The organism is Bacillus sp. BACIII (assembly GCF_057836745.1).
Genome location: NZ_CM174437.1, coordinates 1,249,178 through 1,264,128, shown reverse-complemented (window position 1 = coordinate 1,264,128; position 14,951 = coordinate 1,249,178). Strand labels below are relative to the sequence as shown.

The 14,951-nt window shown below is 50.2% G+C and carries 1 protein-coding gene; it reads left to right on the top strand.

Annotated elements, in window-relative coordinates; translation table 11 throughout:
• Positions 1-16: 16 nt before the first annotated feature.
• Positions 17-14,950: an amino acid adenylation domain-containing protein gene (locus ACXN9U_RS05975; RefSeq protein ID WP_489202315.1), complete on the top strand. Its 14,934-nt coding sequence runs from the start codon at positions 17-19 to the stop codon at positions 14,948-14,950.
• Position 14,951 lies beyond the last annotated feature (1 nt).

The window sequence follows — 14,951 nt, the reverse complement described above, 5'->3', positions numbered from 1 at the left end:
AAATGGAGGCAGCTCTATGAAAAGTGATATGAAGGCAAGCGGGTTACTCAAGCCATCTGTCAGCTATGGAAAATCATTGCGGCTTTCAGCGGATCAGCCGATGACGATTCCTGAAGTCCTGCATAAAACCGCCGCGGCAGTGAAAGATCAAAAGGGCATCACATATATACAGCCTGACGGCACCGAAGTGTATCAGACTTACAGCGGTTTGAAAAAGATCGCTCTTTCGATTGTGAAAGGACTCCGCCAATCAGGCGTGAAAGCCCATGATGAAGTCATTTTACAGCTCAGTGACAATTCTCAGCTGATTCCTGCTTTTTGGGGCTGTGTTTTTTTAGGAGCGATCCCGGTTCCGCTTGCGGCCGCTCCGGCTTATACAGAAATGAACAGCGGGACGCAAAAACTGAAAGACGCTTGGACGCTTTTGAATCAGCCGTATGTCATCACAAGCCGTGAAGTGCTGACGGAGATGACTGAATGGGCGAAGGATCAGGAGCTTTCCGGGTTCTGCGCTTTGGCGGCAGAAGATCTTTCCGCGCATGAAATGGATACAGACTGCCATTATCCCCGTCCGGAAGATCTGGCGATGCTGCTGTTGACCTCGGGAAGCACGGGCACGCCGAAAGCCGTGATGCTCAGTCATGAAAACATCGTCTGCATGGTCAAAGGAAATATTCAGATGCAAGGCTATACAAGTGAGGATGTCACGTTTAACTGGATGCCTTTTGACCATGTCGGCGGCATCGGAATGCTTCATCTTCGTGATGTTTATCTCGGGTGTGAAGAAATCAACATACCGAGTGAATCCATTTTGATGGACCCTTTAAAATGGCTCGATCTGATTGATCATTACCGTGCTTCGGTCACGTGGGCGCCCAATTTTGCCTTCGGACTCCTCGCCGATTTCGCAGAAGAGATTCAAAAGCGGAAATGGGACTTATCCTCTATGCGTTATATGCTGAACGGAGGGGAGGCCGCGGTTGCGAAAGTCGGACGCAGAATTATGGAGCTTTTAGAGCCGCACGGTCTGCCGGCTAATGCCATCCGTCCCGCATGGGGAATGTCTGAAACGTCTTCAGGGGTTATTTTCTCAGATGAATTCACTCTGGAAAACACGAGTGATGACGACCGCTTCGTGGAGATCGGTCTGCCGATTCCGGGGTTTAATATGAGAATTGCGGATGACCGCAATCAGGTGGTGGAAGAAGGAGAAATCGGCCGCTTCCAAGTGTCGGGTCTGACTGTGACGAGCGGATATTATGAGCGCCCGGACTTAAATGAGACTGTCTTTACAGAAGACGGCTGGTTTGAAACGGGAGATCTCGGATTTCTGCGGGAAGGCCGCCTGACGATAACGGGCCGCACGAAAGATGCCATCATTATCAACGGTGTGAATTATTACAGCCACGCCATTGAATCAGCCGTTGAGGAATTACCGGAAATCGAAACGTCTTATACAGCGGCATGCGCCGTCCGGCCGAATCAAAGCACGACAGATGAGCTGGCGATTTTCTTTGTGACATCCGTTCCGTTGGATGAGAGCCGCATGACGAAGCTGCTTCATCACATTCACCAGCATGTGACACAGAGAATCGGCGTCACCCCTGATTATCTGCTTCCGGTCGCGAAAGAAGACATTCCTAAGACGGCGATCGGGAAAATCCAGCGCACCCAGCTGAAACATTCATTCGAACAAGGGCAATTTGCTTCATTACATAATAACGGGCAAGAAGACGGCACTACGGAATCAGCTTCTATAGAGAAAGAAATTGAACGGGATTTTATCCGCTTTCTGAAAGAGGAACTTTCCATCGCGGATGAACTTGTTGATTCAAATACACCGCTTCAAAGTCTTGGCGTCAATTCGATTAAAATGATGAAACTCGCCAGATCAATCGAAAAAACGTACCATATCCGGCTGACGGCAAGAGAGATGCACAAAAACCCGACGATTGGCGCTTTATCCGCTTATACTGCTGAAAAAGCGGCAAGCATGTCCGCTGACCATCACCCGGCAAAAGCCGAACCGCCGGCAGAACGGGAGAGCAAGCAAACGGCGCCAGCGCTTTCAGAAGTTCAAAAAGGGCTGTGGACATTGCAGAAAATGTCGCCTGAAACGGCTGCATACCATGTCCCGCTCTGTTTCCGATTCACATCAGAAATCGACAAAGAGAAACTGAAACAGGCGTTTCAGCTTGTATTAAAACAGCACCCGATACTCAAAAGCGCCGTAAAAGAAACAGACGGCGGGTTTTATTTCAGAGAAGCGGCTGATCCTTTTGTATTTTCGGAAGAAGATATTTCTGACGTAAATGAATCACAAATACCAACTCTGATACGAAAAAAAGTGAAAGAGCCGTTTGTCAAAGAAGGCGGGCCTTTGCTGCGTGTGCAGCTGCTATCAAAATCCGTCTCGGAACATTATCTTTTGACGGTCATTCACCATATCGTGTTTGACGGCATTTCATCCATTACATTTATTCACAGTCTGCTGGATCACTATCAGGCGCTGCTGCAGGGAGAAGAATTTACAGCTGGTGCTTCCGTACATTCCGATTACGCGGTTTGGGAAAAGCGGTACTTGGCAAGTGAGGAAAGCAAGAAAGACCGCGCTTACTGGATGAAACAGCTCGGAGGCGACCTGCCCGATCTTCAGCTTCCGCCGATGCGCACGGACAGCAGTATTCCGGAGTTTACAGAAGATACGCTGACACGCCGTCTTCCCGAACGGCTGCTGAAAAATGTCACGGCATTTGCCGCATCGCGTTCGATTCATTTGTCCACCGTCATGCTGAGCTGCTACATGGTGCTTTTAAGCAAGTATACGGATAAGGAAGATATTGTGACAGGCATGCCTGCAATGGTCAGACCGGAAGAACGCTTTGACGGGGTGATCGGCCATTTCCTCAACATGCTTCCCATACGAGGCAGAGCCGGACGGAAAGAAACATTTGCTGACTTTGTTCAAAAGGTGCAGGATGCGGTTTTGGACGGACTGGATCACTCCTTTTATCCGTTTCCGAAAATGGTGCGTGATGTTCATGCGACACCCCGGCAGAACGGTTCGCCTATTTTCACTAATGCTTTTTTCTATCAGAATTTTCTGCAGCATTCAAGCTATCAATCGATGCTTGATGAATATAAGGAATTCTCCTGTGAGTTTGTAAAAGGCATTCATCAGGAAGGGGAATATGATCTTGTATTTGAAATGTGGGAAGAAGCATCGGGGATGGATCTGACGATTAAATACAGCACCGAATTATTTGATGAAGCAGGGGCAGTCAGACTTTTTAACCAATTTGTACAGGCAGCAGAATCTTTGACGGCAAACGCGGATATGCCGCTTGAGAATGTTTCTCTCATGGCAAAAAGAGAGGAGCAAAAGATTTTTAAGACTTGGAATGAGACAAACCGCGAGTATCCGGATGCCTGCTTCCATGAATTATTCGAACGTCAGGCGGCAGAAACGCCTGATGCCTGTGCGGTTGTGTACGAACAGCAAAAACTGACGTACCGTGAACTTGATGAAAAAAGCACGAAACTGGCGCTCTATTTGCAGGCGCACGGCGCGGGGCCTGATGATCTCATCGGCATTTATACAGATCGTTCATTGCATATGGCTGTCGGCCTTCTCGGCATTTTAAAAGCCGGGGGAGCGTATGTGCCGCTTGATCCTTCTTACCCAGCTGACAGATTGGAATATATGATTGCTGACAGCAGGATTTCAATGTGCCTGACGACAGCTGATTTAGAGCACTCTTTGAACTGGGGAGGCGTGCAGACAGCAGCCATTGACCGCGATTGGTCTGATATTGAAGAGACGGCGGGGGAAAGAATGGCGCTGAAACGGCTGGTGACGCCTGAAGATCTGGCGTATGTCATTTACACGTCGGGCAGCACGGGCAAACCGAAAGGCGTCATGATTCCGCATCGGGCGCTGACCAATTTCTTGATCTCGATGGCGCATGAACCGGGGCTTTCGTCCGAAGATAAACTGCTTGCCGTCACGACATATTGCTTTGACATCGCGGCATTGGAGCTGTACCTTCCCTTAATCACAGGAGCGGAATGCCATATCTGTAAGACGGAAGTCACAAAAGATGCCCGGAAGCTGAAAGAACTGATTAAGGAGTACAAACCGACGATCATGCAGGCGACGCCGTTTACGTGGAAAATGCTCTTTCATTCCGGATGGACAAATGAAGAAAAGGTGAAAATCCTTTGCGGCGGCGAGGCGCTTAACGAGCAATTGAAGCAGCAGTTTCTCGATACGAAAAGTGAGGCTTGGAATATGTTCGGGCCGACAGAGACGACAATCTGGTCCGCGGTGCAGCGTATAACGGAAAGTGAGAGCGCGCTTACGATCGGGCGCCCGATCGCCAACACCCGTGTGTATATGATGGATTCCAACCTCAACCCTGTTTTAGAAGGGGTGCCGGGAGAGCTTTGTATTGCGGGAGACGGATTGGCAAGAGGGTATTTCAACAAGCCTGAGCTGACGGACAAAGCCTTCGTCAGCCACCGGCTGGAACAGGGATCAAAACTTTATAAAACAGGCGATATGGCGCGGTTTCTTCCCGGCGGCCGCATTGAATACATGGGACGGATGGACAGCCAAGTCAAAATCCGCGGCTATCGGATTGAACCCGGAGATATTGAGAGCCGGCTGAATGCCCATCCGGCCGTACAGGAAAGCGTCGTTGTTGTAAACAATCACTCCGGAAATGAAAAGCTTTGCGCATTTTATATCCTGAAAAACGGAGAGAAGCTTCCGTCTTCAAAGGAATTGCGCGGGCATTTGAAACAAGCGCTGCCGGCCTATATGGCGCCAGCTTCCTTTATCCGTCTTGAAGAGCTGCCGCTTACGCCGAACGGAAAAGTTGACCGCAGGCTTCTTGCAGCGCGCGATCTGACAGAGAAAAAGCCGGAAACAAAAACATACTCTTCATCTCATATTCAGCAGGCGGTGCTTGCGATTTGGCAGGACGTATTAAAAAGCAGTGACATAGCGCTTGATGACCGCTTTTTTGATGCGGGAGGGGATTCGCTCCTTGCCGTAACTGTCACTGACCGGATGACGCGGGAACTGGATTGTGATTTCAGTGTGACGGAGCTGTTTGAATACGCGACGGTAAAAGACATCAGCCGGTATATCGCTGAACAAAAACCGCAAGAAACCGTTTTTGCATCTGTATCAGAAAAGAAAGTGAATGCAGAAAACCGCGAAAACCTGACGGGAAAATTTCCCGATTATTATGAAGAAAGCGTCGCGGTTATCGGTATATCCTGTGAGTTTCCGGGAGCGAAAGACCATTATGAGTTTTGGAATAACATCAAAGAAGGCAAAGAAAGCATCACCTTCTTTTCAAAAGAGGAGCTCCGCCGTTTCGGTGTTTCCGAAGAACTGGCTGATCATCCCGGCTTCGTTCCGGCTAAAGCCGTTTTAGAAGGAAAAGAAATGTTTGATCCGGGTTTTTTCGGCTTTTCACCAAAAGATGCGGAATATATGGATCCTCAGCTGAGAATGCTTTTGCTCCATTCATGGAAGGCGATTGAGGATGCGGGATATGTCTCAACAGACATTCCGGAAACAAGCGTGTATATGTCTGCAAGCGCCAACTCTTACCGCAGCCTGCTGCCGGAGGAGACGACAGCACAGCTGGAAACGCCGGATGGCTATGTGTCATGGGTGCTTGCCCAAAGCGGGACGATTCCGACGATGATTTCTCATAAACTCGGATTGAAAGGGCCGAGCTATTTTGTCCATGCCAACTGCTCATCTTCTTTAATCGGCCTGCATTCGGCTTTTCAAAGCCTGCAGTCCGGCGAAGCCAAGTACGCCCTTGTCGGCGGTGCGACCCTTCATACGGAATCAAGTGCCGGGTATGTTCATCAGCCTGGGCTGAATTTTTCAAGCGACGGGCATATTAAAGCGTTTGACGCGGCTGCTGACGGAATGATCGGCGGTGAAGGGGCCGGTGCCGTGCTTTTGAAAAAAGCGTCTGATGCCGTTAAGGACGGCGACCATATTTATGCGCTGCTGCGCGGAATCGGCGTCAATAACGACGGAGCGGATAAGGTCGGATTTTACGCGCCGAGCGTCAAAGGACAGGCTGAGGTCATCCAGAAGGTCATTGATCAGACGGGCATTCATCCTGAAACGATCGCGTACGTCGAAGCTCACGGGACGGGAACAAAACTCGGCGACCCGATCGAACTGTCCGCGCTTCAATCTGTGTACGGCCGGTACACAGATAAAAAACAATACTGCGGCATCGGTTCAGTCAAAACAAATCTCGGGCATTTGGATACAGCGGCCGGAATGGCGGGCTGCATCAAGGTTGTCATGAGCTTATATCATCAGGAAATCGCGCCGAGCATCAATTACAAAAAGCCGAACCCTCATCTTCATTTAGAAGACTCTCCGTTTTACGTTGCGGAAGGAAAAAAAGAGTTAATGCGTGAGAACACAGCGCACCGCATGGCTTTAAGCTCTTTCGGGCTTGGCGGAACAAATACACATGCGATTTTTGAAGAATATCCCGAGGTGTCTGAAGCAGCAGAATGGACAGGTCCGTACATTATTCCGTTGTCTGCCAGAAAACAAGACCGTCTGAAGGAGTACGCAACACGGCTGCTGGCTTTTCTCGATGCAAAAATGGACGCCGATCTTGCGGATCTTGCCTACACGTTCCAAGTCGGAAGGGAAGCGATGGAGGAGCGTGCGGCCTTTATCACAAGCGGCGCTGCGGAGCTGAAGCGGCAGCTTGCCGATTTTATCAATGATAAGCCGGCTGTAACAGGCTGCTTCAGGGGAGAAAAACAGCAGGCAAAAGACATCGCCTGGCTTTCTGATGATGATGACAGCGCTGAACTCATTGAGAAATGGCTTGCGAAAGGAAAAGGTTCGAAGCTATGTGAAATGTGGAGTAAAGGTGTCGCCATCAATTGGCACAAGCTTTACAAAGACAAGTATCCGAAGCGGATCAGTGTGCCGGTCTACCCGTTTGCAAAGGAACCGTACTGGCCGAAAAAAGCTGAAACGAAAACATCTGCCGCACATACCGGAATCTCAGTTTTACACCCGCTCGTGCAGCAAAATACGTCAGACTTGGCCGTTCAGCGGTTCAGCTCACGGTTTACAGGCTCTGAATTTTTCCTGAAGGATCATGTGGTCAGAGAAAAAGCGGTGCTGCCGGGAGCGGCATATTTGGAAATGTCTTATGAAGCGGTAAAACGGGCGCTTGGCGGTTTATTAAAAGACCAAGATAGAATAACGCTCCATCATACGGTCTGGATGAAACCGATCGTCGTTCACGAACAAGAGCGCCAAGTCCATATTGCGCTGTTTCCTGAAGAAGACGGCATCATCTCGTATGACATTTACAGCGTAAACGCTGACGATGAAGAAGTGCTGCACAGCCAAGGCCGGGCTGAAATCATAAAGGCAGACCGAGAGCCTGAGGCAGACCTTTCTGCCATACAAAGCAGGTGCACAGCGGACATTCTTGATCCGGCGGCCTTTTATCGGGAAGGCAGGAGCAGGGGAATGTTCCACGGAAAAGCCTTCCAAGGCATTAAGTCCGCCTTTATCGGTGAAAGAGAAGTGCTTTCTGCCATACAGCTTCCGGATTCTGTTTCTCATACGAACGGACAATTTACGCTTCATCCTAGCATCATTGATTCGGCGATTCAGACGGCGACGATCTGCATTATGCAGGAGTTTTCCGGACAAAAGCTGATTCTGCCGTTTGCGCTGGAATACCTTGAAGTCATCAAAGCATGCACGCCGACTATGCGGGCGCATGCACGCTTCAGCGAAGGATATCAAGCCGGCGATTCCGTGCAAAAAGCCGACATTGACCTGTATGACGAAACAGGAGCGCTTTGCGTGAAGGTGAGAGGCTTCTCTACGAGAGTGCTTGAAGGCGATGCAGAATCGGCTCAGCCATCCGGCTCGGAAAAGGCCTTGTTTGCACCGGTGTGGAAAGAAGCTGCGGCATCCGAGAAAGCTTCTGTCCATGCTGATGAGCATTTGATCATTCTTTGTGAAGATGCAGTCCATCTAAAAAATGAAGCGGCATCCGGTCTGAAAGACGCCGAACTGCTGATTGCGGAAGGTGAGGGCGGAACAGCCGCTGAACGCTTCCAAACCTATGCGCAGACGATCGCTGAACACATTCGGCGGATCATGAGCGAAAAAAGGCAGGGCCGCATTCTGATTCAGACCGTTATTTCAGCAGACGGCAGCCAGCAATTGTTTGCGGGGTTAACCGGTTTGCTAAAAACAGCCGAGCTGGAATACGGAAAACTTGACTGTCAGCTCCTCGAAATAGATTCAATCGGCGAAATGCCGGCTGTCGCTCAAAAACTGAAAAACGACAGTCATCGGCCGCATGATAAACACATCCGTTATAAAGGAGAGAAACGGTATGTGAAGGCCTGGGAAGAAATGTATCCTGCATGTGGCGGCACCGTCTGGAAGGACGAAGGCGTATACCTGATTACCGGAGGCGCCGGAAGCTTAGGCTTGATGTTTGCAAAAGAAATCACTGATCGCGTAAAACACCCGAAGATCATTCTGACCGGCCGCTCAAATGTGACGGAAGCTAAACAGCGTGAGCTCGACATGCTTCGGCATGCGGGCGCAAATGTTGTGTACAAAAAGCTGAATGCGGCAGACCGGCGGGAAAATGAGGCGCTGATAAAAGAGATTACGGCGGAATTCGGGGAGCTTAACGGAATTATTCACGCTGCGGGCGTGATACAAGACCGCTTCCTGCTGCAAAAAACGAAGGAAGAATTCCGGGAAGTGCTGGATCCGAAAGTGATCGGCACCGCTTATTTAGATGAAGCCAGCAAAGACTGCAGGCTTGACTTTTTCGTATTGTTCTCCAGTGTTTCCGGCGTTCTCGGCAATGTCGGGCAGGCTGATTATGCAGCCGGCAACGCGTTTATGGATGCGTACGCCGCTTACAGGCAGTCCCTTACGGAGAATGGCCTGCGGCACGGAAAAACGATCGCCTTCAACTGGACGCTGTGGAAAGATGGCGGCATGCAGGCGGGAGACGAGACGGAGAGAATGATGAAAAAAGCTTTCGGCATGGTTCCGCTTCAAAAGGCGGCCGGCTTTGCTGCATTCTATGAAGGCCTGGCTCAGGAAAAGCCGCAAGTTTTAGCAGCTGAAGGCTACAAGGCAAAATTAAAACAGACGTTCCTATCCATTTCTGAAGCTGACAAGCAGCAGGAGAAGACGGCAGAGCCTGTATCAGCCGTTTCATCAGGCAAATGGCACGATTCGCTTATCCGAATGGTCAGTTCGATTTTAAAAGTCAGCCAAGATGAGATTGATATCGATACGGAGCTGAGTGAATACGGCTTTGATTCTGTATCATTTACCGTTTTTACGAATCAATTAAATGAGGCGTATCAGCTGGAGCTGGCGCCGACGATCTTCTTCGAGCACGGTACGATCCGCAGTTTAGCGGAATATTTGACAGGTGAGGATGCCGGCCTTCCTTCTCAGCCGGAAGAAAAACAAGATGAAGAGGAAGCTCTTCCGATGCTTCATACCGCTTTGACAGACATGGTAAGCGGAATTTTAAAAGTCGGCCGTGAGGATATTGAGATTGAGACGGAATTGAGTGAATACGGTTTTGATTCCGTAACGTTCACCGTCTTTACAAATCAATTAAATGAAGCGTATCAGCTGGAGCTGGCGCCGACGATTTTCTTTGAGCACGGGACGATCAGCGATCTGGCCGGATATTTGGCAAAAGAGCATCCGGGCCGTTTCGGCGAAAAGAAGAAAGAGTCGCCGAAAAAAGAGCAGCTAAAAGCCCATAAGCCGAAAACGCAGAGAAGAAAGCGTTTCGCGACGGTAATGCACGCTGCGGCAGAGACAAAAGAACCGCGCCGCTTTGATCCGGTTGCGATTGTCGGAATCAGCGGCAGATTCCCTGGCGCAAAAGATATAGAGGAATTTTGGCGCAATCTGAAAGAAGGAAAAGATTCTATCACAACGATTCCGAAAGACCGCTGGGATTGGGAAGTGTTTGATGGCGACCCGAATCTTGAAGGGAATAAAACGAATATCAAGTGGGGCGGCTTTATCGACGGAATAGCTGAATTTGATCCGCTGTTCTTTGGAATTTCACCGCGGGAAGCCCAATATTTAGATCCGCAGCAGCGGCTGTTATTGACTTATGCGTGGCGGGCGATAGAAGATGCGGGCTGTAAGCCGGAGAGCCTTTCCGGCACAAATACTGGCGTCTTCATCGGAACCGGAAATACCGGTTATAAAGATTTGTTCACAAGAGCAGGTCTTGCGCCGGAAGGACATGCGGCGACAGGCAGCATGATTCCTTCCATAGGTCCGAACCGTCTGAGTTATCTGTTAAATCTTCACGGGCCGAGCGAGCCGATTGAAACAGCATGCTCAAGCTCGCTTGTGGCGATCCATCGGGCGGTATCCGCCATAGAAAACGGAGAATGCGACATGGCGATTGCCGGAGGGATCAACACGATTTTGACTGAAGAAGCGCATATCAGCTACAGCAAAGCAGGCATGCTCAGCAAAGACGGAAAATGCAAAACCTTTTCCAAAGACGCCAATGGGTATGTCAGAGGAGAAGGCGCGGGCATTCTGATGCTGAAGAAATTGACAGATGCCGAACGGGACGGAAATCCGATTTACGGCGTGATTCGCGGGACGGCTGAAAACCACGGCGGCCGGGCGAATACGTTAACCTCGCCGAATCCGAAACTGCAGGCTGACTTATTGGTGAAAGCATACCGGAAAGCGGGAGTGGACCCGAGCACCGTCACTTATATTGAAGCGCACGGTACAGGAACGGAATTGGGTGATCCGATTGAAATAAACGGTTTGAAAGCAGCGTTTCACGAGCTGGCGAAAACAAATCAAGAGCCTGGAGTCTCCGGTCATCGCTGCGGCATCGGTTCGGTCAAAAGCAATATCGGCCATTTAGAGCTTGCCGCGGGAGTATCAGGCGTCATGAAAGTGCTTTTGCAAATGAAGCACAAAACGCTGGTGAAAAGCCTTCATTGCGAGACGATCAATCCTTACATTCAGCTGGATGACAGTCCTTTCTACATCGTGCGGGAAAATCAGGAGTGGACCGCTGCTGAAGATAGAAACGGAAATGCGATTCCGCGCCGGGCCGGGGTCAGCTCATTTGGCATCGGCGGGGTCAACGCCCACATTGTCATTGAAGAGTATGTCCCGAAAGAAACCGCTCAGCCTGAGCACGGTCCGGAAAACCCGGCGATCATCCTTCTGTCCGCCAAATCAAAAGAAAAACTGTTTGAACAGGCGCAGCAGCTGCAAAAAGCGATCCGCCAAACGCCGTACACAGATCAAGACTTGGCGGCTGTCGCTTATACGCTGCAAACCGGAAGAGACGAAATGGAAGAGCGCCTTGCCATTCTTGCAGCGACGATGGCGGAATTGGAAACAAAGCTGGAAGCATTTACGGAAAATGAGAAAAACATCGCCGGACTGTATACTGGCCAGTCTCACCGCAACAAAGATACGTTCGCTCTGTTTACGGCGGATGAAGATATGGACATCGTCATTGATGCCTGGGTCAGAAAAGGAAAATTCGCCAAGCTGGCCGAGGTATGGGTGAAAGGCGGCGTGTTGAATTGGAACCGGCTGTATGAAAAAGGCACACCGCGTTTACTCAGTCTGCCGTCTTATCCGTTCGCAACAGACACGTATTGGGTGCCGGAGAATCGTGACAAAAATAATAAGGTCCATATAGAAGAACGGATCAAACGTATTCTGACGAAACAATGGGAGCTGAGCCCGCTCGAACTGCGTGAACCGTGTGCACGCCCCGTTGCGATTTTGACAGGCGGGGACATGATCAATCTCGCAGAAGAGGTCGCAGCGCATATCCCGAATCACCGTATCATCACCGCATCAGGCTTTAGCGGTGAATATGACTGGCAGGCGTTTGACGGAGTCATCGACCTCCTCGGCGCAGCGAAAGAAGATTCTGAAGACATGGCCGCTATCCAATGGCTTCAGCAATTGATTGAGCATGGACATAAAGAAGGGATGACACTGCTTTGTGTCACAAAAGACCTTGAGTCAATAGAAAAAGAGGCCAATCAAATAACGGGAGCAAAACGGGCCGGTCTGTACAGAATGCTGGCGTACGAATACAGCCATCTGTCATCAAGGCATCTCGATCTTGAAGGAGCGCTTTCGGACGACATATTGGCGCAGCAAATTGCCGATGAGTTTCATGCCCGTGCTGATGATGCGGAAGTTTGCCGAAGAGGCGGCGTGCGTTACCGTGCCATATTGAGAGCCTCAGAAAACATAGAGATGAAAGGCGGGCGAATTGATTTTCCGTACAGCCATGCGCTGTTGATTACCGGGGGCACGAGGGGGATCGGTCTTTTATGCGCACGCCATTTTGCCGAACATTACGGAGTGAAAAAACTGGTGCTTACCGGCCGTGAGACCCTTCCGCCGCGAAATGAGTGGACGGGCGGCCTGAATGAGGTGCCGGATTCTGTAAAAGCGAAAATTGAAGCTGTTCTCGACTTGGAATCCAAAGGTGTACAAGTGAAGGTATTGTCCGTCCCGTTAGCGGATGAAGCCGGACTGAGACAAGAACTGGATCAGATCAAACAGACGCTCGGACCGATCGGCGGGGTTATCCACTGCGCGGGTGTGACCGATAAAGAGACGCTCGCATTCATCAGAAAAACCGATGAGGATATACAGCGTGTGCTTGAGCCGAAAGTAGCCGGGCTTCAGGCGTTATACAATGTTGTAAGCGAAGAACCGCTCAAGTTTTTCGTCCTGTTTTCTTCCGTGTCAGCTGCGATACCGGCGCTTTCAGCAGGACAGGCCGACTATGCCATGGCTAATGCGTATATGGACTATTTTGCAAACTCATACAAAGAGCAGCTGCCGATCGTAAGCATTCAGTGGCCGAACTGGAAAGAAACCGGAATGGGAGAAGTAACGAACAAAGCTTATAAAGAGAGCGGGTTATACAGCATCACGAATGCAGAAGGATTACAGCTTCTTGCCGGCATACTTCTTGCATCAGCAAGGGGCCCGGTGCTGCCGGCCGTTTTGAATCCTAAGCTGTGGAAACCGGAGCAGTTCATGCGGCAAAGCAGCCAGGATAAGCCGATAAGTCCGGCTGCGGTAAAACCGAAAAAAACAGCTGATTCGGCCGCGGACAGCGAACAATTAACAAAGAAAACAGAAGAGTGGCTGACAGGATTATTTTCTGAAGAGCTGCGGATTGACCAGGATCAGCTTGAGACAGACGTATTATTCCAAGATTACGGAGTGGACTCCATTATCCTTGCCCAGCTTTTGCAGCGGATCAATCGGAATCTCTCAGCATCGCTTGACCCGTCCATTCTGTATGAATATCCGACGATTCAATCTTTCGCAAATTGGCTTCTCGATGGATATACAGAAGTTTTGTCAGATCTGTTTGATATGGCGGCGGGGCCTGTTATGAAGGCACCGGCTGAGCCGGTCATTGAAACACAAGCCGTTAAGGCGGAAGAAGAGCCGGCCGGAAAACAGATTCACGGGGAAGATATCGCGGTCGTCGGCATGTCCTGCCGGTTTCCGGGGGCGGCTTCCTTAGAAGCGTACTGGTCGCTTTTGGCTGAAGGCCGTTCGGCCGTCCGTCCTGTCCCGGATGAGCGTTGGGGTTTGAAGACGCCTTATTATGCGGGAATGCTTGATGGAATTCATCAATTTGATCCGGACTTCTTTTTACTGGCTGAAGAAGATGTAAAGGCAATGGACCCTCAAGCTTTGGCCGCTCTGGAAGAATGCCTTAACCTGTGGTATCACGCCGGCTATACGCCGGATGAGATAAAGGGAGAGGCAATTGGTGTGTATCTCGGCGGACGGAGCCGGCACAGACCGGGTGAAGAGAAACTGCTGGACGCGAAAAATCCGATCGTCGCGCTGGGCCAGAACTATTTGGCCGCAAACCTCTCTCAATACTTTGATATGCGCGGCCCGAGTGTTGTCCTCGATACGGCTTGCTCTTCTGCTTTAGTCGGAATGAATATGGCCGTTCACGCCCTTACAACAGGAGAAATAAAAGCGGCCGTTGTCGGCGGTGTAAGCCTGTTTGAATCTGAAGAAACCCATAAATTGTTTGAACAGCGCGGCATTTTAAGTAAAGCGCAGTCGTTCCATGTATTTGACGAACGCGCCGATGGAGTCGTACTGGGCGAGGGTGTCGGAATGGTTCTTTTAAAAACCGTGTCTCAGGCCGTTAAAGACGGAGATTCCATTTATGCCGTGGTGAAGGCGGCTTCTGTCAATAATGACGGAAGAACAGCGGGGCCGGCTACGCCGAGCCTTGAAGCGCAAAAGGCCGTCATGAAGACAGCTCTTGAAAAAAGCGGAAAACGGCCGGAAGACATCACTCATATTGAAGCGAACGGTTCAGGTACGGTCGTCACTGATCTGTTAGAACTGAAGGCCATTCAATCCGTCTACCGCACAACAGATGGCGGACCGCTCGGAATCGGATCTGTGAAACCGAACATCGGGCACCCGCTTTGTGCGGAAGGAATTGCAAGTTTCATAAAAGTTGTGCTCATGCTGAAAGAAAAGAGCTTTATCCCGTTTTTATCAGGTAAGCATGAACTTACACATTTCGACAGAGAAAAGGCCAATATCCAGTTCAGCCGCACTCTGACAGACTGGCCGTCATCGATACCGGCGGCAGGAATAAACTGCTTTGCCGACGGCGGAACAAACGCCCATGTCATTGTGGAAGCGTGGCAGGAAGATGAAGGACGACGAATCAAGCGCCATCCTTTAACACCGCCTGCACTAAATAAGCGGCTGATTTCGCCGGGCAAAGAAGAAACGAACGAAAAAGCTGCGGCAAACATCTGGGATACCTATGAAGTGGAGGTTTAAC